Genomic DNA, 21,016 nt, shown 5'->3' with positions numbered 1-21,016 from the left:
CAAGTGTACGAACAGAAATATATCGATAGAGAAAAAAGCTGGTTAGCGTTTAATGCAAGAGTACTTCAGGAAGCCGCAGATAATACGGTTCCGCTTTTAGACAGACTTCGTTTTGTTGGAATTTTTTCAAACAATTTAGATGAATTTTTTAGAGTTCGATATGCCGCAATTCGAAGATTGAGCCTTTCCGGAATTTCCGGCGAAAAATATTTAGGCGGAGTCTCTGCTCATCAATTAATTAAGGATATTACAGAAATTGTAATTCAGCAGCAATCGGAAAGCTTACGTATTCTGGGAAATATCGAAGCTGAGCTCGAAGCAGAAAATATATTTATTATAAACGAAGATCAAATCACAGCAAAACAGGAATGTTTTCTAAAGGACTTTTTTATGCAAAAATTAAGTCCCGAATTAGTTACCATTATTTTGAATGACCTAGCTGTTTTTCCGGTTTTAAAGGATACTTTAGGATATTTAGCCGTACGTCTGGAATTAAAAAATGACGAGGTTCGTTACGCTTTAATTGAAATTCCTAAAACCATAAACAGATTTGTCGTGCTTCCTTCTGAAGATGATAAACAGTACGTAATTTTAATTGATGATGTTATTCGTTATAAACTAAAAAACATCTTTAATATATTCGATTATAAAAGTGTTTCGGCACACATGATCAAAATTACGCGCGATGCACAGTTAGATATAGATAGTGATTTGAGCAAAAGTATGCTGGAAAAAATCGCTTCATCAGTAAAAGACCGCCGAATTGGTGAGCCGGTTCGTTTTATTTATGACAGCTTAATCGAAGAAGATACTTTGCGTTTCTTTTTAGATAAAATGAAAATTGTTGAAACAGACAGTATAATCCCCGGAGGAAGGTATCACAATCGCCGCGATTATATGAGTTTTCCAAATTTAGGACGTTACGATTTACTTTATAAACCTAATGAACCTCTGCCGGTTCCGGGCTTGAGTCTTGACGGAAGTATTTTGGAAAAAATAAATAAAAAAGATTATCTGATACATACTCCTTATCAATCATTTTCATACTTGACGAAATTTTTACGTGAAGCCGCTTTAGATCCAAAAGTTACCAGTATCAAAATTACTTTATATCGTTTGGCAAAGAACTCACAAATTATTAGTTCATTAATTAATGCAGCTAAAAATGGTAAAAAAGTAGTCGTTCAAATTGAACTTCAGGCACGTTTTGACGAAGCTTCGAATATTTCGTATGCAGAACAGATGCAGACTGAAGGTATAGAACTTATCTTTGGGATAAAAGGTCTTAAAGTACACAGTAAAATATGCGTAATCGAAAGAACTGAGGATGGAAAAAATCGTCGTTACGGTTTTATTTCAACAGGAAACTTTAACGAGTCAACAGCTAAAATTTATACTGATGTAACACTTTTTACATGTCATCAGGGAATTTTAAAAGATATTTCAAAAATATTCGAATTCTTCGATATCAATTACAGAATTCACAGATATAAACATTTAATCATTTCTCCGCATTATACAAGAACAAAATTTGTAAAACTGATAGACCGTGAAATTCTTCATGCATTAGCCGGAAGAAAAACGTTTATCAAATTAAAAATGAATAGTTTATCAGATTTTAAAATGATAGACAAACTGTATGAAGCAAGTAATGCCGGAGTAAAAATTCAGCTTCAGGTAAGAGGGATTTGTTCACTGATTCCGGGAATTCCGGGAATGAGCGAAAATATCGAAGCTATAAGTATTGTCGATAATTATCTGGAACATTCAAGAATATACATTTTTGGAAATGCTGGTCTAAACGAGGTTTATATTTCTTCAGCCGATTTCATGACAAGAAATCTTGACGGAAGAGTAGAAGTAACCTGTCCGGTTTATGACCATGAAATCAAAAAAGAATTAATAGACAATTTCAATATTGCATGGAAAGGAAATGTAAAAGTAAGATATCATTCATACAAATTAGATAATAAATATAAACCTCGAAATCATCATGCCCCATTTAGAGCACAATTTGAAACCTATAAATATTATCAAGATAAAATTGCGGTACAAGAAGAGGCTCCTGAAAAAGTAAACTAAATAATTAAAATTCAATTACAAATCATAAAGTGAGCATGATTAATATAAGGAAATTTGCTGCAATAGATATTGGGTCAAACGCCATGAGGCTTCTGATATCGAATGTTGTAGAACAAGAAGGAAAAGAACCTCAGTTTAATAAAAGTTCACTTGTTCGTGTTCCAATACGTTTGGGACAAGACGCCTTTACAGTAGGTGAAATTTCGCCAGAAAATATAGATCGAATGGTTGATGCCATGAAAGCATTTAACCTTTTGATGAAAGTACATAAAGTAGAACGTTATATGGCATTTGCAACTTCGGCAATGCGGGAAGCTTATAATGCAAAAGAAGTTGTGGCTTTAATCAAGAAAAAAGCCGACATTAAAATTGAAATTATCGATGGTAAAAAAGAAGCCGCAATTATTGCTTCTACTGATTTACATCATTTATTAAAAACAGACGAGACGTATCTTTTTGTAGATGTTGGTGGTGGAAGTACTGAATTTACTTTGTTCTCTGACGGAAAAATGATCAGTTCAAGATCATTTAAGGCCGGAACCGTTCGTTTACTTAATAATATGGTTCACGATGTAGTTTGGGATGAAATCGAAAAATGGATTAAAACCAATACAGCAGATTATGACGAAGTTACCTTAATTGGTTCTGGAGGAAATATCAATAAACTGTTTAAAATGTCTGGAAAACAGCAGGAAAAACCACTTTCATACATTTACATCAATTCTCAATATGCCTTTTTAAATTCATTGACTTACGAACAAAGAATTGCTGAATTAGGTTTAAACTCTGACCGTGCGGACGTAATTATTCACGCAACACGCATTTATCTTAATGCAATGAAATGGAGTGGGGCGCGCCAGATTTATGTTCCTAAAATTGGACTTTCTGACGGAATCGTAAAAGCGATGTATTACGGTAAAATTTAAGATTTTTTGAGCCGCGAATTACACGAATTTCTACGAATTTTTCCGCAAAAGAGTTGAAATTAATTCATGGAAATTCGTGTAATTCGCGGCAAAAAAAAACATATTAACTAGGTAAATCCAACCCAAATGTAGAACGCAAAAGCTCAATGTTTGGATTGATTTCATGCAGACGATTGTACCTGTCCTGATCGTTGAAACTTCTTTTAGCTTCAACTTTTTCATTTACAATTACTTCAATTGTAATATCATGATTGTGCAGGTGACCTCTTAAATGCCCTAAAAGCGCATTCATCTGACTTTCGAATTCTAGCTTAGAACCTTCGTTTGGAAGTTCGTAAGTGATGTTGGTTCCATTTAAAACAGGATCGTTGATTAATAAGATCGACTCCATGATCTTTAAACCTTTTTGACCTAAACGTTCTGCATATTTATTCCACTGCACAAGCATTTCAGTTTCTGTAAATTCTTCGGTAGGCAAAACAGATGTAGGTTTAACGTAAGATTTACTGCTTTGTTCTAATTCTTTTTTCTTGCGGATACTCGCCAAAGAAAATGCAGAAACTTTAGGTTCACCGCCAATTTCAGCCCTTGGAATTTCAGGAGTTTCAACTTTTGGAGTTTCTGTAACAGGAGTTTGCGTTGTAGTATTTACATCAGAATTGCCATTGTCATTTTGATTGCCATTGACTTTTTCTTCTGTTTGACTTTGGACTTTCGACTTTGGACTTTGAACTTCAACAATAGAAAAACTTCCGTTTTTAAAATAAGCAGGCGGAATTATGAATTGCTCAGCTTTTTTTTTTCTCCATCAAAGTTGATAGAGGCTAATTGCATCAAACATAATTCGACTAAAAGACGCTGATTCTGACTCAGTTTATATTTTAAATCGCAGTCGTTTGCAATGTCAATCCCTTTCAATAAAAATTCCTGAGAACATTTTTGAGACTGAACGCCATACATTTGCTGTGCCTGTTCACCAACTTCTAATAAAGCAATAGTTGCAGGAGTTTTGCTTACTAACAAATCTCTAAAATGAGACGCTAATCCGGCAATAAAATGATGTCCGTCAAAACCTTTAGAAAGGATATCGTTGTAGGCAATTAAAAGATCCGGGATTTTATTTTCCAGAATCAAATCTGTAACAGTGATATAAGTTTCGTAATCTAAAACATTTAGGTTTTCGGTTACAGCCTGACGTGTTAAGTTAGTTCCGCAATACGAAACCACACGGTCAAAAATAGATAAAGCATCACGCATGGCACCATCTGCTTTTTGAGCAATAATGTGCAAAGCATCATCTTCAAAATTGATTCCTTGACTTTGAGCAACATCAGCTAAATGTTCTTTAGCATCTTTTACGGTAATTCTTTTGAAATCAAATATCTGACAACGAGATAAAATCGTTGGAATGATTTTGTGTTTTTCTGTTGTAGCTAAAATAAAAATAGCATGTTTTGGCGGTTCTTCTAATGTTTTAAGAAAAGCATTAAAAGCAGCCGAAGACAACATATGAACCTCGTCAATAATATATACTTTATATTGTCCGGTTTGAGGCGGGATTCGAACCTGATCAATAAGGTTACGAATATCATCAACCGAGTTGTTTGAAGCAGCATCTAACTCAAAAACGTTAAAAGCAAAATCTTCAGTTGGATCGTCATATCCGGGCTGATTTATTTTACGGGCCAGGATACGTGCACAAGTAGTTTTTCCAACTCCACGCGGTCCGGTGAATAAAAGAGCAGAAGCAAGGTGATTGCTGTCAATAGCATTCAACAACGTGTTGGTAATGGCTTTCTGCCCCACAACATCCTTAAAGGTCTGCGGGCGGTATTTACGAGCCGATACTACAAATTGTTCCATATTCTTTTTTATTCGATAGCAAATATAGTCTGAAAATTACCAAATCACAAATATGAAAATCATAAATATTAGAGAAGATTTTGAGTGCTTTGAGTTTGTGAAAGTAAGGGTTTTTAATTTCATTTTATAAACATGATTTTTATATTTTTACTAGAAAGTTTAACCTTAATAAGCACCTAAAAATCATCTCGAAAGTTTAAAATCAAAAAGAAAAAGGACTAAATATATTTGACCAATAAAGCAGTCAATGATTAGTAGATTAATTGTAGAAATTTCAACGTTTATGTCATTTCGACGAAAGGAGAAATCGCACCAGAGACTCCGCATAGTTTGTCTTCAATCTTTGTCGAATTACGAGTGTGATTTCTCCTTTCGTCGAAATGACAAAACTGGATGTAATCATTAAAAATTACCTTCCCCTAATACTTAAATCAAATAAAAATTTGGCAGTTTCCTGATCTGAATCGGCGGAAAAACCTGCTACATAAACGCCCTTTTTACCGTTTACGGACTTAATTCCGTATACAACTGCTTCATCGCCGGGGTCAGATTCCCCTTCGTATCGATACACATGAACAATTTCAAATTTCTCAGGATTCTTTTTAATCATGTCTGCATTTCGATTAAAATCACAAGTAAATCCTTTCTCATTCAATTGATCTAAAGCCTTTGAAACAGTTGCGTAATGATACATTCTTTTCATAATAAACTGAATTTAAAAATTACGGAATTTTAAAGATAACTATTTTAAAATTAAAATGTTACGAAAATCAAATGAAATTCAGAAATTTAAAATCATTATTCTTAGTCTATAAAGTGTTACTTTTGCAGCGCAGACCGCCTTATCGCTGTTCCGATTCATCGGAAGAGAGGAAAGTCCGGACACCACAGAGAAGCATAGCGGGTAACGCCCGTCGATCCCGATCTCGATCGGGATTAGGACAAGTGCAGCAGAAAGTATGTACAGGTAATGCTGTAGTGAAACCAGGTAAACTCTATGCGGTGAAATACCAAGTATATCAGCATTTAAGGGCTTCTCGTCCGTTGTTGAAGGGTAGGTAGCTTGAGTTCCGCAGTAATGCGGAATCTAGATAAATGATAAGGCCTTGATTTATCAGGGACAGAATCCGGCTTATAGGTCTGCTTTTTTTATATATTTGTGAAAGACTCTAATCTATCTTCATGAATATAACTACTCCAAATCCTGTTTCAAAAGCTAACAAAGGCCTTTTTCAAACTATAACTACCAACCTGACATTTTGGGTTTTAATAGCCATTATTGCCGGTGTTTTACTCGGACATTTTTCGCCGGATAATGGTGTGAAAATGAAAATTGTAGGCGAAAGGTTTGTCGATATTATCAAACTATTTATTGGCCCGATTATATTTTTGACCATTGTTTTAGGCATTTCCGGAATGGGAAATCTAAAAAAAGTCGGACGAATTGGCGTTAAAGCTTTAGGATATTTTGAAGTAGTTTCAACCGTTGCATTAGCAATTGGTGTTGCAGTTGCTTATTTATTTCAGCCTGGAAAAATTGATAAGTCGGGACTGGCTCTTGGCGACGCAAGCCAATATACAAATGGAAGCGCAAAGGATTTTTCATGGATTCAGTTTTTCTTTTCCAATTTTACGCTGCAGGTTTTACTGGCGGCAATTGTCTGCGGAATTGCCTTGAATTTTTATCAAAAAAGAGAACAGACCATTTTAATTTTAGAACGAATTTCAAACGTGGTTTTCCTCGGTTTAAAATATGTCATGTACCTCGCTCCAATTGGTGCTTTTGGTGGAATGGCTTATACGATTGGAAAATTCGGATTAGCAACTTTGATTCCGCTGGGAAAATTAATGCTTTGTGTTTATCTCACCATGGCATTGTTTGTTTTCCTAATTTTAGGAACAATTCTACGCTATTATAAAATAAGTATACTTTCGATTTTAAAATATATAAAAGAAGAACTTTTACTGGTTTTAGGAACTTCCTCTTCAGAAGCCGCTCTGCCAAGTATTATGGTTAAACTCGAAAGAATGGGCTGTAGTAAATCGGTTGTGGGATTGGTGATTCCAACAGGATATTCCTTTAATCTCGACGGAACTTCGATTTACTTGTCGATGTCGGTGATATTTTTGGCGCAGTTGTACGATGTACATTTGAGTTTCTTCGAAATCCTGACCGTTATTGGTATTTTGATGATTACGTCAAAAGGCGCGGCAGGCGTAACCGGAAGCGGATTTATTGTTTTAGCATCAACTTTAACAGCGCTGCATAAAATTCCTGTAGAAGGTTTGGCTTTTTTATTAGGAGTTGATAAATTTATGAGCGAAGCGAGAGCCATTACAAACTTAATTGGAAATACTGTTGCAACGATTATAATTTCGAAAACAGAACACGATTTTACAGAGCTTGATTTGAATCCTATTTTGGAGGAATAATTTGTTTAGCCACTAAGACACAAAAACACTAAGTTTTTGTTTTTCTTTTTGAGCTTCGCGAGATTAAAAATTACTTTGTGACTTAGCGCCTTTGCGGCATTAATTCATGGCATTAAATTGAAATTTTATGAAAAGAATTGGAATTTTAGGACTTGGAGGCGTTGGAGGTTATTTCGGCGGACTTTTGGCGAAAGCCTATCAAAAATCTGATGATGTTGAAATCATTTTTATCGCACGCGGCGAAACTCAAAAAGCGATTGCCGAAAACGGATTAAAGATTGTAACCGATGATTCTGAAACGATTGTTCGTCCGAATTTAGTTTCGAATAATCCGTCAGAAATTGGTGTATTGGATTATTTAATATGCGCAACAAAAACATATGATATTGAAGAAAGTTTTACTTCTTTAAAAAACTGCATTAAAAAAGAAACCATAGTTCTTCCGTTATACAATGGAGTTGATGCGCAGGAAAGAATTAAAAAAATAGTGCCCGATAATGAAGTTTTACTAGGCTGTGTTTATATTGTTTCGATGATTTTTTCGCCTGGAACCATTCGTAGGATCGGGTTTTATGAAAAAATGTTTTTTGGATCTAAAACAACTCCATTTTCAAAATTAGAAGAATTACTTCATATTCTGCAAAAAGCAAAAATAGAAAGCTATTTAGTTGAAAATATTGAAGAAACCGTTTGGGAAAAATTCATTTTTATTTCAGCTTTAGCATCAGCAACTTCGTATTTAAACCAAAATATTGGTGAAATTTTAAGCAATTCAGAATCGAAAGTAACCTATATCGAATTACTTCATGAAATTGAAGATGTGGCGCAGGCAAAAGGCTTAAAATTACCGCATGATATTGTAGCGCAGACTATTCAAAAATTAGAAAAATCGCCAAAAGAAGCTACTTCATCTATGCATAGAGATTTACTGGCAGGAAAAAATACCGAAGCCATTTCGCTTACACAATACGTTGTGAGCGAAGGAAAAAAATACGGCGTAAAAACTCCTCTTTACGAAAAGATTGCCGCCGTTTTGGTTAAATGATTTTCTTTTAAACACATAGAAGCATAGTTTTTTTAGTTTTATTAAACTATGTTTCTATGTGTTAAAAAAAAATTAGGATTCGTCCTTTGTTGTACGAACCAGACTGATTCCTGACGTAAAGAAAACAATTCCTAAAATGCCGTAAATAATTACCGATTTGATATCTCTGGTTTCTGCTGATGCGCCGGCAAAAATGACAGCTGTATATATAAGTCCTACAATCCCGAGGATCGTCAATAACCCTCCGAAAAATCTTTTTAGGTTCATGATTTTTAGATTTTTAAGTTATTAACAAATATAGGATTGTAATCGTTATTCGTTGTTACACAATTGTTTAGCTAATTTTATATGATTTGCAGGATTACTTTTGAATTTTAAATTCCAAACCAATATTTCGAACACTTTCAATACTTATGTTTGGATCTGAATTAAAATATTTCCTTAGCCTGCTGATAAAAACATCCATGCTTCTTCCTGAAAAATAATCGTCTTTTTTCCAGACAGACATTAAAATTTCATCTCTCTTTAATAACTGATTATGATTGAGATATAAATATTCAATAAGAGCCGCTTCTTTCTCTGTAAGCTGCTGCACATGATTTTTATTATTGAGCGTTAAACGTTCGTTATCAAAAATATACGAACCAATTTCAATTATATTATTTCCGTCCAGACTTCTCTTTTGCTCGATTCTTTTCAAGATATTCTGCAGGCGCAGCACCAGTTCATCGACCTCAAAAGGTTTCACGATATAATCGTCTGCACCTAGTTTTAATCCAATAATTTTGTCTTCTTTTAACTTTCTTGCCGTTAAAAAAATAAAGGGAGTTTCGGGATTGATTGTAATTATTTTTTCGGCCAGTGAAAACCCGTCTAATTTGGGCATCATTACATCAAAAACACAAATATCAAAAGTCTGGTTTTTAAAATAGTCTAAAGCTATTTCGCCGTTTTCTGCCCAGATTACTTCAAATTGATGAAGTTCTAAATATTGTTTTAAAATTGCTGCAAAATCGTGATCGTCTTCAGCTAAAAGTAATTTTTTCAAAATATGGTAATTAAACTTTTAATAAAATAGTAAACTGAGTTCCTTTTCCTAAATCACTAATCACATTAACAGAACCCTGATGTGCTTTTACGATTTGATCCACATAATACAATCCTAAACCTAAACCTTTTGTGTTGTGCAGATTTCCTTGTTCAACACGATAAAATTTCTCAAAAAGCAGCGATTGTTTGTTTTTTGCAATTCCAATTCCGTTATCTTCAATACTAATCGAAAATTGATTTTCAACTTGTTTCGTTTTTACAATAATCGTGTTCGAACCGTATTTTACAGCATTTTCCAAAACATTTAAAAGAGCCGTTGTTAAATGAAATTTATCCAGAATCAAATTCGTTTTTTGAGTCTGAAAATCAGTTTTAATATCAATTTTAGGATACGTGATTTTAAAATCATTTACAATTATCTGCAGGAAATCTTCGGCTTCGATTTTCTCTTTTTGCAGTTCAATTTCGTTTTCTGCCAATGAATTTGCCATAACCTGATCGATTAAACTTTGAAGACGATTGTTTTGACGAGAAATTGTATTGATAATTGCATTGAAATTTTCATCGTTTTCACGAATGTTTTTCTGCTCCAGAATTTTGGTCGAAATCCCTAAAGTTGCCAAAGGCGTTTTAAGTTCGTGTGTAATATTATTGATAAAATCGGTTTTTACATCGCTTACTTTTTTCTGTTTTATTAAAGCTTTAAGTGCAATTACAAAAAGCGTTATAAGCGTGAGAATCGAGAATAAAGACAAAACCAGAATAAAAGCCATTCGCCTTAAAATAATCATTTCCCAGTCGATAACCGAAACGTACATCGAATCTTCCGTCAATAATTGATATTCCTGATTTTCAAAAGTTCCGTTTGTAGTTCCAACATAATTTCGGACTAAAAAAGCATGATTTAACGAAGCCAGATTTCCGTATAATTTGTTTCGAATAAAAGGTTTTTCAGAAAAAATTGTATCGGCTTTTTTGGTGTTTTTGTATAAAATAAATTTGTTGAGAACAATCGCAAAATCGATTTTGAAATTAGGTAAATCTCTTTCAAATTTTCGCTGAATTTGTGCCGTCAATGCGCTTCGGTATTCATTTTCTAAAATCCCTTTTTTAATGTCAGTTTTAGAATTTTTTCCCTGAATGTATTTCTCGGATAAATTAGTATAAAGTGCTTCTTTTCTGGAAACTAAAACCGAATCAATGTCACTGTAATTATTAGAAATCTGAGCAATTTCATTTTTAATCTGCGTATGAAACTGCGCCACTTTATAATCGTAAGTGGTTTTTACCAAATAGCATTGCATAGTCGATAAAACGATCAGCGCGACAACCGAAAATGCTATTAATAAATTGATTCTTTGTTTCATTTTGTTTTTTTGCCCGCGGATGACACGGATTAAACGGGTTTACACAGATTATATTTAAACTAAATCTTAAAAAATAAACCAGCGTAAACCCGTTTAATTCGTAAAATCTGCGGCCCATTTTCTCCACCCAAAAATAATGCTTTTATGGAACAAAAATGACGTTAACTCCGCATTAACCTTCAATTAACCTACGCAGCCCTTTTTTAGAAGCATTTTTGCATCATTACAAAAAAAAAACTTTTAAAAATGAATCGTTATCTGCCCTTAAAACTTCTTCTTGCGTTTTTACTTTTTTGTCTTTCATTTGCCGCAAAGGCACAAAATGAAACGCCAAAAGATTCCATTTCAAATGGACAATTAAAAGAAGTTGTTATCACTCAAAACAAAAAAACGTTTACCAATACAAACGGAAACATTAAAGTTGATGTTACAAGTTCTGTTTACAATTCAATTCCAAATACAGTCGATTTATTGGCAAAACTGCCAACTGTTCTGGTAAGTTCAGATAAAGAAAATATTACTGTTGTTGGCAAAGGAAATCCGTTGATTTATATTGACAATCAAAAAGTGGGAATAAACGATTTAAATGCTTTGGCTCCCGCCGATATAAGAACGATAGAAATCATTCAGAATCCGTCTGCAAAATATGAAGCCGAAGGGCGTTCGGTAATTTTGATTACTCGAAAATTCAGTAAAAAAGATAGTTTTAGAACTGGGATTTCTGAAGTTGCTTCTTTTAAGAAAAACTACAACAATTACCTCGGTTTGAATACGAGTTTCAAGAAAAACAAATTCGAGTGGAAAGCTAATTTCAATTATAATAGACTCAATCCGTGGGAAAGTCATAGCATTGATTATCAAATTCAAAATGTAGGCATTGCATCTAAGTATGATGTTATGGCCGAAACAAAACGTAAACAATATGTTTTTGGAGGCGGTTTATTTTACAAAATAAATGACGACGATTATTTTTCGTTTAATGTTAGTTCCAGACTTCGATCAGATACTTTTCCTATAAATACTTTTACGTATAATAAAAATCAAAACATTGAAAACAACGTTCTAACCTGGAGCGATAATTCGAGTAAAAAGAATTTTGCAAACTCATTTCTGAATTATTCAAAAAAGATAAAAGCAATTAATACGCAGCTTTTTGCAGGTTTTCAATATTCGAATTTTCAACAGAATTTAGTAACGATGGTCGAAAATAATTATAATGATACTGAATTTGCTTTGTCTCAAAACCGAAACCAAAAATTTAATGTTGATGTTTTTTCGGGAAGAATTGATTTAGAAAAAAAGTTTAAAAACGAAATGAATCTGGAATACGGCGGACTTTATTCTGCAGCAAAATCCAAATCAAATACTAATATTTTTGATTTCGAAGAAAATGAAAATACGGCTTTAGATTATGATTTTAAAGAAGAGAATTCAGCGGCTTATACACAGCTTTCGGGAAAAATTAAAAAGATCAGTTTTTCTGCCGGACTTAGAGTTGAAAATACCAATGTAAGCGGAAAATATAGAACAGATGCTTCGGCTTTGATCGATAAAAATTACACGAATCTTTTCCCGAAAGTGCAGCTTTCTATGACAATAGACAGTACAAAAAATATTAGTTTGGATTATGCCAAAAGTATTTCGCGTCCCAATTATTCATCGTTAAGTAATATTGCGACTTATATAAATCCGTATTTTATATACGCCAGTAATATCAATTTAGGATCAACTTTTAATAATGAAATTTCATCGACTTTTCAATACAATGACAAATCAGTAAAAGTGAGTTATTGGCAAAATAAAAAACCGGTTTATAATAGTTTTCTCTATGATAAAAGCCAAAATATAATGACTTTTAAAGATATAAATTTTGATAAAGAAGCTGGTTTAAGCCTTGATTTTGAACTGCCTTTTACCTATAAATTTTGGACAACAACCAATTCGCTGGTTTTTATTCTCGAAAAAATAGAAGATCCTTCGGCTGAATTTTTAGACTCAAAACCGTATTTGTATTATTACTCCAACAACGAATTTAAACTTCCAAGAGAATACACTTTCGTTTTGAGTTTTTGGGGATTAACGGAACAGAAGAAAGGTGTCTTTGAAAGAAATCCCAGATTTGTTGTTGATATGGCGCTTTCTAAAACATTCTTAAAAAAATGGAACTGTACTTTGATCTGTAATAATGTTTTTAAAAATGTAATTGAAACAGAAGAATTCACCATTAATGATACCAGTTCAAAAGCAAGATATGTAGTTGATGCTCATGAAATTTCAATCTCGGTTAAATATTCTTTTGGGAAAGTAAAAGAAACTGAATTCAAGGAAAAGAATGTGAATGAAAACGAAAGTAGAATTCGATAAAATGAAAAATTCCAAAATTTAAAATCCCAAATTCCAATTGAAGTTTGGAATTTGGGATTTTAAAAATTTGAAAATTGATATAAATTATCCTTCGTCTTCTTCAACAATTTTTAAAGGAGATTCACCCGGAAGTTCTTCATCATCATCGGTAGAATTCAATTCAAAGAAACTGAAAAACGAACCGCCATAACTTTTTTGAAATGAAAAATTACTTAAATGATCCATTTTGGTATATTTCGAATGTTCGATAATCATCATTCCATCTTCTGAAAGTAATTCTTTTTCAAAAACAGTAAGAACAATTTTCTCAAAAGCGGTTTGATCTAATCCGTAAGGCGGATCAGCAAAAATTATATCATACGAAGTTTTGCAGTTTTCCAGAAACTTATAAACGTCACTTTTAGTGGCTGCAATGTCAAAATCGTATTCTGATGAAACTTGTTTGATGAATTTAACGCATCCAAAATCACCGTCGATAGAGGTAATTGGCGCGCTTCCGCGTGAAGCGAATTCATAACTGATATTGCCGGTTCCCGAAAATAAATCTAAAACCTTTAAGCCGTCAAAACTAAAATGATTATTCAAAACATTAAACAATGCTTCTTTACTCATATCAGTCGTAGGTCTTACAGGAAGGTTTTTTGGTGGGAATATCCTACGCCCTTTGTATTTTCCTGAAATGATTCTCATGATTGAAATAAGATATAATGTTTTTGATTCTGAGCTGTTGTATAGTTGTTCTTTTCTTTTAAGGTGCTAACGTCAAGAAAAGAAATATTACGAATGTATTTGTAAGCAATGTCGTAAAACGGATCGTTTTGGTGAATTGTTCCAAGTAGTTCCAATTGAAAAATCTCTGGATTTAGATTTAATTGCTCGGCTGTAAAAAGAATGTAATAAATAAAATCCTCAGGAGTTTGATATTCAAAAGAGTTGAATAACAATAACTTTTGATTTTGTACGACGATAATTTCAAAATGCTCAGGGTTAAAATTAACCACCATTTTTTTCTCGTCGTTGTTTTTTGATCCTTCCAAAATTTTCTCGACTAAAATACTGTTTACGTGTTTGTAATCGAAAGAACCAACGGTATCAATTAAAAAATTATTGATATTGATATACGGAATGTAAACCGAATGCATATCGTAATTTGTGATTTGATCGAAAGTAAAAAAATCTGTCTCAAACACTTTTGTGGTATACTGCAGATAACTTCCTAAATAATCTTCATCAAATAATGGCGTTGGCACAAAAGTCGAAAGATTGTTATTATGAATGACTAAAATGTCGTCGTAAGTTTCTTTTAATTCAGGATAGTTTTTAAATGCTGATGCATATAAATCTTCAATTTTATTTTGTTTTTGAGGAGTATCAAACTGAACTTCATTAAACGCAGTAATGGTATTATTTAAGGTATCAAAACAACAAAAAGAAAATCCGTTCAGCGAAACCTGAATCGAAAGTTTTTTGTAATTTTTTGATGTAATATTAGTATTGTGTATTGACATAATTGATTTACAATTCGTTACCTGTTTTGTTTCAAGAAAGAATTTAAGGAGAGCACAAACTTACAAATTAAAAAGCAACTAATATAATTGCAATTTTAAAAAACAATATTACAAGAACGTTAGGGCAGGATTATCGTTTCGTTATTTTTTTTTCTTTTTCTAAACCATATAAGTTATATAAGTAATTTAAGCTTACTGGATGTTTATTTTGATTTTTTTAGATCATGTAAGCAATTATAAGTTCGTGGAATTAAGCGCAAAGCCTAAAACTTAAATTTACTTATATCACTTATATGGTTTAAAATTGTCATTGCCATTAAAAAGAACGAACTTTGTGTTTCAAATTTACCTTATGAATTCAGCATCGTTTTACGGCGTTTTGCAAAAAAGATTTCCTTTTGCACCTACTTATAAACAGGATATTTTTTTTCAAAAAATCGCCATTTTTTTGACCGAACCAGCAAACAACACCATTTTTGTATTAAAAGGATATGCCGGAACTGGAAAAACAACGGTGATTTCTACAATCGTAAATAATCTTGGCGATATTAATAAAAAGTTTGTTCTGCTTGCACCAACCGGACGTGCGGCAAAAGTAATTGCAAATTATTCAAATACAGCGGCTTTTACAATTCATAAAAAGATCTATTTCCCTAAAAAATCATCGGGTGGAGGAGTGGCTTTTACCAGACAAGTCAACAAACATAAAAATACCATTTTTATAGTCGATGAAGCTTCGATGATTTCAGACAGCACTTTAGACAGCGGTTCGCTTCTGGATGATTTGATTAATTATGTGTATTCAGGAACCAATTGCAAAATGATTCTTTTAGGAGATACAGCGCAGCTTCCTCCGGTAAATTTAGATATTAGCCCGGCTTTAGATACGCATACTTTGGGCGTGCATTACGACAAAGAAATCGAACATATTGAACTTGATGAAGTAATGCGTCAGGAAGAAAGTTCAGGGATTTTATTCAATGCAACCGAATTACGTGAATTATTAAAAGAAAGCTTTATTACGGAGTTTAAATTCAATGTAAAAAAGTTTAAAGATATTGTTCGTTTAACCGATGGATATGATATTCAGGATGCCATAAATACAGCTTACAGCAATTATAGTATTGAAGACACGGCTTTTATTGTCCGTTCCAATAAAAGGGCAAATCAATACAACGAACAAATCAGAACGAGAATTTTGTTTAAAGAAAGTGAACTTTCTGTAGGCGATTTTTTAATGGTGGTAAAGAACAATTATTTCTGGCTGAAAGAAACCGATGAGGCCGGATTTATTGCCAATGGTGATATTATTGAGGTTCTGGAAATGTTTGGTATCAAAGAATTATACGGATTTACTTTTGCAAGAGTAAAAATAAGAATGGTCGATTATCCGGATCAAAAACCTTTTGAAACGGTTTTGATTTTAGATACGATAAAAAGTGAATCTCCATCGTTAACCTACGAAGAATCAAATCGTTTGTATGAAGAAGTAATGAAGGATTATGAAGATGAATCGACAAAATATAAGAAATTTCAAAAGGTAAAAGAAAACGAATATTTTAATGGTTTACAGGTGAAATTCTCGTACGCCATAACATGCCATAAATCGCAGGGAGGGCAATGGAATACAGTTTTTGTAGAACAGCCGTATTTACCAAACGGAATCGATCATGATTATATAAGATGGCTTTACACGGCAATGACACGTGCTAAAAATAAATTATATTTGATAGGATTTAAAGACGAGAGTTTTGAAGAATAGTTTTGTTGCCACAGATTAAAAAGATTCTCACGGATTTTAAAAGCAGACTTAAAAATCTTTTTAATCCTTTTAATCTGTGGCAAGAAAAAATAATTCGTGCTAATTCGTGAAATTAGTGGCGAAAAAAAAGCTTTAACAAATGACAACACTAAACGATTTACATTCGATTTCGTCTACGTTTTCGAATACAGATAAAATGCCGGTTTTGTTTTTAGGACACGGCAGCCCAATGAATGCTATTGAAGAAAATCAGTTTGTGGCTGGTTTTCGTAATCTGGCTAAGACATTACCGCAGCCCAATGCTATTTTATGTATTTCGGCGCATTGGTTTACAAAAGGCACAAAAGTAACTTCAATGGAAATGCCCAGAACCATTCACGATTTTGGAGGTTTTCCGCAGGCACTTTTTGATGTGCAGTATCCTGCAAAAGGAAGCCCAGAATTGGCTTTGGAAACTCAAAAAATATTAGATCCCGTTCAGGTTGATTTAGATGAACATTGGGGTTTAGATCACGGCGCGTGGAGTGTAATTAAACATTTATATCCTAATGCAGATGTTCCCGTAATTCAGTTAAGTATTGATTATACTAAATCCGGGCAATACCATTTTGAACTGGCGCAGAAATTACAATCGCTTCGCCATAAAGGCGTTTTGATTATCGGAAGCGGCAATATTGTTCACAATCTTCGTTTAGTCGATTTCAGAAATTTCGATAAAGATAATTACGGTTATGATTGGGCAATTGAAGCAAGAGAAACCGTAAATAATTATTTATTAGATGGAAATTTTCAGCCTTTAATTGAGTACGAAAAAATGAGTAAAGCGGTTCAAATTGCAATTCCAACTCCAGATCATTACTTGCCTTTATTGTATACTTTAGGTTTAAAAGAAAAGTCAGAAGAATTGGACTTGTTTAATGATAAACTTTTGGCAGGTTCATTGAGTATGACTTCGGTAAAAATAATGTAATACATACAACTCTGTGAACCTTTGTGTAAATCTTTGTGAATCTCTGTGAAAGTTATTACACAAAGTTGCACAGAGATTTACACAGAGATTCACAAAGAATAAAAAATATAAATTAACTATGAGGATGAGATTGCTTCGTTCCTCGCAATGACATAAAAAATGAAAATAATAGCGGTAATTCCGGCGCGATACGCATCAACACGTTTTCCTGCAAAACTAATGCAGGATTTGGGAGGTAAAACAGTAATTTTAAGAACATACGAAGCTGCGGTTTCTACAAACTTATTTGACGATGTTTTTGTTGTAACCGATTCTGATTTAATTTTTGACGAAATTGTTTCTAACGGAGGAAAAGCCATAATGAGCATCAAAGAACACGAATCTGGAAGCGATAGAATTGCCGAAGCTGTTGCCAATCTTGATGTTGATATTGTAGTAAATGTGCAAGGAGACGAACCTTTTACTGAAGCCGGACCTTTAGAACAGGTTTTATCTGTTTTTAAAAATGATGAAGATAAAAAGATTGATTTAGCTTCGTTAATGCGTGAAATTACCAACGAAGACGAAATCAATAATCCGAATAATGTGAAAGTCGTTGTAGATCAGTCGCAGTTTGCATTGTATTTTTCAAGATCTGTAATTCCGTATCCAAGAGATGCAGCAGCTGGAGTTCGTTATTTTCAGCACATCGGAATTTATGCTTTTAGAAAACAGGCTTTATTAGATTTTTACAGCCTTCCTATGAAATCTTTGGAAGCTTCTGAGAAATTGGAGCAGTTGAGATATTTAGAGTTCGGAAAACGCATTAAAATGGTCGAAACGACTCATGTTGGAATTGGGATTGATACGGTTGAGGATTTAGAAAGAGCGAGAGCAATGTTGAGAGATATTTAATCAATTCTATTGGAACACGGATTTTACGGATTCGCTTTCGCGAAAGCGCGGATTAATACGGATTTTTACGCAATCTTGTCATACTGAGGAACGAAGGATCACACCAGAAATTCGGGGTAGAAAGTCGCTAATCTTTGTCGAGTTACGAGTGTGATCCTTCGTTCCTCAGGATGACAAAATAAAAGCAAAAAGCCCCAATTTGGAGCTTTTTTTATTATCTAAAACATTCTAAATCCTTAGTACAAACTAGGAAATTTAGAAGGATTAACTTCATTCATCATGCTGTAAATTTTCTCAAAAATATCTTCGGCAGAAGGTTTAGAGAAATAATCGCCGTCAGTTCCGTAAGCTGGTCTGTGTGCTTTTGCAGCAAGAGTCTGCGGTTTACTGTCAAGATATTTATAAGCATCTTGTTCTTCCAGAATCTGCTGTAAAATGTAAGCCGAAGCTCCACCCGGAACATCTTCATCAATTACTAAAAGACGGTTTGTTTTAGCGACACTTTTTACAATATCTTTATTAACATCAAACGGAAGTAAAGACTGAATATCAATAACCTCACAATCAATTCCTAAAACTAGTAATTCCTCAGCAGCTTGTTGAACCAATCTTAAAGTCGATCCGTAAGAAACCAAAGTAATATCTGCACCTTCTTTTAATGTTTCAACAACACCTATCGGAGTTTTGAATTCACCAAAGTTCAAAGGTGTTTTTTCTTTTAAACGGTAACCGTTCAAACATTCAATAACTAAAGCCGGTTCGTCGCACTCTAAAAGCGTATTATAAAATCCTGCAGCCTGAGTCATATCTCTCGGAACCAAAACATGGATTCCGCGAATAGCGTTTATAATCATTCCCATAGGAGAACCAGAATGCCAGATACCTTCTAAACGGTGTCCGCGGGTTCTGATAATTAATGGAGCTTTTTGTTTTCCAACAGTTCTGTATTGTAAAGTAGCTAAATCATCGCTCATGATTTGAATAGCATACAATAAATAATCAAGATATTGAATTTCAGCAATTGGGCGTAAACCTCTCAAAGCCATTCCAATTCCCTGACCAATAATAGTGGCTTCACGAATTCCGACATCGGCAACACGAAGTTCACCGTATTTTTCCTGCATGCCTTCAAGACCTTGATTTACGTCGCCAATGTTCCCAACATCTTCTCCAAAGATCAATGTTTCAGGATATTTGCTGAATAAAACGTCGAAGTTATCACGAAGAATCATTCTTCCGTCTAAATCCGGTTTTGCATTTTCGGCATATTCAGGAAGTACTTTTTCTACAGAAAACACATTTTGTGCCGATTCTGAATGCAGGTTACTGCTGAATTTTCCCTGAGTCTCTCCAATAAAATTTGTAATCCAGTTTGATAAAAGAACTTTACTGTTTGGAACTTCAATAAAACGAAGAATCTTTCTTGCGTAAACCAGAATTTCTTTCTTTAAAGGCGCTTTTATCGCACTTAATTCTGAAATATATTTTCTGATTCTATCTTTATGATTGATGCTTGCTTCTGCAATTTGTTCCAATAAATCCAAAAGATTTTTTTGATCTTCAATTATCGGATTGATGAAATCGTTCCACGCATCTTTTTTAGCTTCAAGTACTTCCTTCTTTAATTCAAAATCAAGTTCTGCTAATTCTTCCGGTGATGCAATATTAATAGCAATCATCCATAAACGCATTTGACGAATACAGTCAAAATCTTTTTCCCAAGCTAATCTTTCTGCATTTTTATAACGTTCATGAGAACCAGATGTAGAGTGGCCTTGCGGCTGCGTTAATTCGTTTACGTGAATTAAAACCGGAATATGTTCTTCACGTGCAATTGCGCCCGCTCTTTCGTAAGTCGAAACCAACTCAGCATAATCCCAGCCTTTTACTCTAAAAATTTCATAACCTTTAGAATCTTCATCACGCTGATATCCTTTTAAGATTTCAGAAATGTTCTCTTTTGTAGTTTGATGTTTGGCGTGAACCGAAATTCCGTATTCATCATCCCAAACACTCATTACCATCGGAACTTGTAAAACTCCGGCAGCATTTATAGTTTCAAAAAACAAACCTTCAGAAGTACTTGCGTTTCCTATTGTTCCCCACGCAACTTCATTTCCATCTACAGAAAATTTATCTTTAATGGTAATTCCATTAACGTTTCTGTAAATTTTTGAAGCCTGAGCTAATCCCAATAATCTTGGCATTTGTCCTGCTGTAGGCGATATATCTGAGCTTGAATTTTTTTGTTTTGTTAAGTCTTTCCAGGATCCGTCTTCGTTTAAACTGTGCGTTACAAAGTGTCCGCCCATTTGTCTTCCTGCAGACATCGGATCATGTTCTAAATCAGTATGACCGTATAAACCTGCGAAAAATTGTTTAGAAGTTAATTCGCCAATTGCCATCATAAAAGTCTGATCGCGATAATAACCAGAGCGGAAATCCCCATTTTTAAAGGCTTTTGCCATTGCAAGCTGCGGAACTTCTTTTCCATCACCAAAGATTCCAAATTTGGCCTTTCCTGTCAATACTTCTTTACGACCTAAAAGACTACATTCTCTGCTTGTTACAGCAATTCTATAGTCGTTTAATACCTCAGTTTTGAAATCTTCAAAAGTTAAAGTAGTATTGCTTTTTTCTGTTATCATAATCTTGTAGGGGTCATGTTATGACTGCGAAATTACTTAAAAACAATCAATAATCATAATTCTTTAAAATAAATATAATTTAATTATTTGTATTTAAAAACAGA

18 protein-coding genes and 1 other RNA gene are annotated in these 21,016 nt (G+C 33.6%); 10 read left to right on the top strand and 9 right to left on the bottom strand.

What is annotated here, in order from left to right; all coding sequences use genetic code 11:
* Positions 1-3 precede the first annotated feature (3 nt).
* Together ppk1 and AABD74_RS19270 are read left to right on the top strand one after the other, a co-directional pair.
* Positions 4-2,082, top strand: coding sequence for a polyphosphate kinase 1 (gene ppk1, locus AABD74_RS19275; protein WP_406843977.1), 2,079 nt, complete (start codon positions 4-6; stop codon positions 2,080-2,082).
* A gap of 35 nt (positions 2,083-2,117) precedes the next feature.
* Entirely contained in the window at positions 2,118-3,008 is an 891-nt protein-coding gene (locus tag AABD74_RS19270; RefSeq protein WP_232680102.1) for a Ppx/GppA phosphatase family protein, read from the top strand.
* 103 nt (positions 3,009-3,111) lie between these two features.
* Here the strand turns inward: AABD74_RS19270 and AABD74_RS19265 are convergent, their stop codons facing one another.
* The gene (locus tag AABD74_RS19265) at positions 3,112-3,486 is read right to left on the bottom strand and encodes a hypothetical protein (RefSeq protein ID WP_232680104.1); all 375 of its coding nucleotides are present in this window, start codon (positions 3,484-3,486) and stop codon (positions 3,112-3,114) included.
* Between the two features lie 52 nt (positions 3,487-3,538).
* Here AABD74_RS19265 and AABD74_RS19260 point away from each other — a divergent pair, with 52 nt between their 5' ends.
* Positions 3,539-3,685 carry a hypothetical protein gene (locus AABD74_RS19260; protein ID WP_406843976.1) on the top strand — a complete coding sequence of 49 codons (147 nt, stop codon included), beginning with the start codon at positions 3,539-3,541 and terminating at the stop codon, positions 3,683-3,685.
* 100 nt (positions 3,686-3,785) lie between these two features.
* Here AABD74_RS19260 and dnaX read toward each other — a convergent pair whose 3' ends face one another.
* Positions 3,786-4,871 carry a DNA polymerase III subunit gamma/tau gene (gene dnaX / locus AABD74_RS19255; RefSeq protein ID WP_232680108.1) on the bottom strand — a complete coding sequence of 362 codons (1,086 nt, stop codon included), beginning with the start codon at positions 4,869-4,871 and terminating at the stop codon, positions 3,786-3,788.
* Between the two features lie 409 nt (positions 4,872-5,280).
* Entirely contained in the window at positions 5,281-5,574 is a 294-nt protein-coding gene (locus AABD74_RS19250) for a hypothetical protein (RefSeq protein ID WP_057120656.1), read from the bottom strand.
* Positions 5,575-5,700: 126 nt separating this feature from the next.
* Here AABD74_RS19250 and rnpB point away from each other — a divergent pair.
* The 3 genes from rnpB to AABD74_RS19235 all read left to right on the top strand — a co-directional run bounded on the left by rnpB (position 5,701) and on the right by AABD74_RS19235 (position 8,349).
* Positions 5,701-6,022: RNase P RNA component class A (rnpB, locus tag AABD74_RS19245), an RNA gene on the top strand.
* Positions 6,023-6,053: 31 nt separating this feature from the next.
* Complete coding sequence (locus AABD74_RS19240) at positions 6,054-7,304, top strand: cation:dicarboxylate symporter family transporter (RefSeq protein ID WP_406843975.1); 1,251 nt, start codon at positions 6,054-6,056, stop codon at positions 7,302-7,304.
* A 127-nt stretch (positions 7,305-7,431) separates the two neighbouring features.
* Positions 7,432-8,349, top strand: a complete 918-nt coding sequence (locus tag AABD74_RS19235; RefSeq protein WP_232680111.1) for a ketopantoate reductase family protein — start codon at positions 7,432-7,434, stop codon at positions 8,347-8,349.
* A 72-nt stretch (positions 8,350-8,421) separates the two neighbouring features.
* On the opposite strand, the gene AABD74_RS19230 is transcribed toward AABD74_RS19235, so the two are convergent.
* The 3 genes from AABD74_RS19230 to AABD74_RS19220 all read right to left on the bottom strand — a co-directional run bounded on the left by AABD74_RS19230 (position 8,422) and on the right by AABD74_RS19220 (position 10,766).
* Complete coding sequence (locus tag AABD74_RS19230) at positions 8,422-8,616, bottom strand: hypothetical protein (RefSeq protein WP_232680113.1); 195 nt, start codon at positions 8,614-8,616, stop codon at positions 8,422-8,424.
* Positions 8,617-8,710: 94 nt separating this feature from the next.
* A complete protein-coding gene (locus AABD74_RS19225) occupies positions 8,711-9,397 on the bottom strand; it encodes a response regulator transcription factor (protein WP_406843974.1) in 687 nt (228 codons plus the stop codon).
* A 10-nt stretch (positions 9,398-9,407) separates the two neighbouring features.
* Positions 9,408-10,766, bottom strand: a complete 1,359-nt coding sequence (locus tag AABD74_RS19220; RefSeq protein WP_406843973.1) for a sensor histidine kinase — start codon at positions 10,764-10,766, stop codon at positions 9,408-9,410.
* 246 nt (positions 10,767-11,012) lie between these two features.
* Between AABD74_RS19220 and AABD74_RS19215 the strand changes: the two genes are divergently transcribed.
* The gene (locus AABD74_RS19215) at positions 11,013-13,130 is read left to right on the top strand and encodes a TonB-dependent receptor domain-containing protein (protein ID WP_406843972.1); all 2,118 of its coding nucleotides are present in this window, start codon (positions 11,013-11,015) and stop codon (positions 13,128-13,130) included.
* 84 nt (positions 13,131-13,214) lie between these two features.
* On the opposite strand, the gene AABD74_RS19210 is transcribed toward AABD74_RS19215, so the two are convergent.
* On the bottom strand, positions 13,215-13,820 hold the full coding sequence (locus tag AABD74_RS19210; RefSeq protein WP_232680122.1) for an RsmD family RNA methyltransferase: 606 nt from the start codon (positions 13,818-13,820) through the stop codon (positions 13,215-13,217).
* Complete coding sequence (locus tag AABD74_RS19205; protein ID WP_232680124.1) at positions 13,817-14,638, bottom strand: DUF3822 family protein; 822 nt, start codon at positions 14,636-14,638, stop codon at positions 13,817-13,819. Before AABD74_RS19205 ends, AABD74_RS19210 begins: the two co-directional genes overlap by 4 nt.
* Positions 14,639-14,990: 352 nt before the next feature.
* On the opposite strand from AABD74_RS19205, the gene AABD74_RS19200 reads away from it, so the two are divergent.
* The 3 genes from AABD74_RS19200 to kdsB all read left to right on the top strand — a co-directional run bounded on the left by AABD74_RS19200 (position 14,991) and on the right by kdsB (position 18,264).
* Positions 14,991-16,400: an ATP-dependent RecD-like DNA helicase gene (locus AABD74_RS19200; RefSeq protein ID WP_232680126.1), complete on the top strand. Its 1,410-nt coding sequence runs from the start codon at positions 14,991-14,993 to the stop codon at positions 16,398-16,400.
* Positions 16,401-16,539: 139 nt separating this feature from the next.
* Positions 16,540-17,370 carry a 4,5-DOPA dioxygenase extradiol gene (gene ygiD, locus AABD74_RS19195; protein WP_406843971.1) on the top strand — a complete coding sequence of 277 codons (831 nt, stop codon included), beginning with the start codon at positions 16,540-16,542 and terminating at the stop codon, positions 17,368-17,370.
* 159 nt (positions 17,371-17,529) lie between these two features.
* Positions 17,530-18,264 (top strand): 3-deoxy-manno-octulosonate cytidylyltransferase, encoded by a 735-nt coding sequence (gene kdsB / locus AABD74_RS19190; protein ID WP_406843970.1) that lies wholly within the window; start codon positions 17,530-17,532, stop codon positions 18,262-18,264.
* A 236-nt stretch (positions 18,265-18,500) separates the two neighbouring features.
* Here the strand turns inward: kdsB and AABD74_RS19185 are convergent, their stop codons facing one another.
* Entirely contained in the window at positions 18,501-20,912 is a 2,412-nt protein-coding gene (locus AABD74_RS19185; RefSeq protein ID WP_406843969.1) for a thiamine pyrophosphate-dependent enzyme, read from the bottom strand.
* Between the last annotated feature and the right edge of the window lie 104 nt (positions 20,913-21,016).

This window comes from Flavobacterium soyae, assembly GCF_045348165.1.
GTDB lineage: Bacteria > Bacteroidota > Bacteroidia > Flavobacteriales > Flavobacteriaceae > Flavobacterium > Flavobacterium soyae.
The sequence above is the reverse complement of the archived record's forward strand: the minus strand, read 5'-3'. Positions and strand labels throughout refer to the sequence as shown.

Excerpts from the sequence above, each read along its gene's own strand:
- AABD74_RS19270 (WP_232680102.1), top strand. The coding sequence starts at position 2,118 with ATGATTAATATAAGGAAATTTGCTGCAATAGATATTGGGTCAAACGCC.
- dnaX (WP_232680108.1), bottom strand. The coding sequence starts at position 4,871 with ATGGAACAATTTGTAGTATCGGCTCGTAAATACCGCCCGCAGACCTTT.
- AABD74_RS19250 (WP_057120656.1), bottom strand. The coding sequence starts at position 5,574 with ATGAAAAGAATGTATCATTACGCAACTGTTTCAAAGGCTTTAGATCAA.
- AABD74_RS19240 (WP_406843975.1), top strand. The coding sequence starts at position 6,054 with ATGAATATAACTACTCCAAATCCTGTTTCAAAAGCTAACAAAGGCCTT.
- AABD74_RS19235 (WP_232680111.1), top strand. The coding sequence starts at position 7,432 with ATGAAAAGAATTGGAATTTTAGGACTTGGAGGCGTTGGAGGTTATTTC.
- AABD74_RS19230 (WP_232680113.1), bottom strand. The coding sequence starts at position 8,616 with ATGAACCTAAAAAGATTTTTCGGAGGGTTATTGACGATCCTCGGGATT.
- AABD74_RS19220 (WP_406843973.1), bottom strand. The coding sequence starts at position 10,766 with ATGAAACAAAGAATCAATTTATTAATAGCATTTTCGGTTGTCGCGCTG.
- AABD74_RS19215 (WP_406843972.1), top strand. The coding sequence starts at position 11,013 with ATGAATCGTTATCTGCCCTTAAAACTTCTTCTTGCGTTTTTACTTTTT.
- AABD74_RS19210 (WP_232680122.1), bottom strand. The coding sequence starts at position 13,820 with ATGAGAATCATTTCAGGAAAATACAAAGGGCGTAGGATATTCCCACCA.
- AABD74_RS19205 (WP_232680124.1), bottom strand. The coding sequence starts at position 14,638 with ATGTCAATACACAATACTAATATTACATCAAAAAATTACAAAAAACTT.
- AABD74_RS19200 (WP_232680126.1), top strand. The coding sequence starts at position 14,991 with ATGAATTCAGCATCGTTTTACGGCGTTTTGCAAAAAAGATTTCCTTTT.
- ygiD (WP_406843971.1), top strand. The coding sequence starts at position 16,540 with ATGACAACACTAAACGATTTACATTCGATTTCGTCTACGTTTTCGAAT.
- kdsB (WP_406843970.1), top strand. The coding sequence starts at position 17,530 with ATGAAAATAATAGCGGTAATTCCGGCGCGATACGCATCAACACGTTTT.
- AABD74_RS19185 (WP_406843969.1), bottom strand. The coding sequence starts at position 20,912 with ATGATAACAGAAAAAAGCAATACTACTTTAACTTTTGAAGATTTCAAA.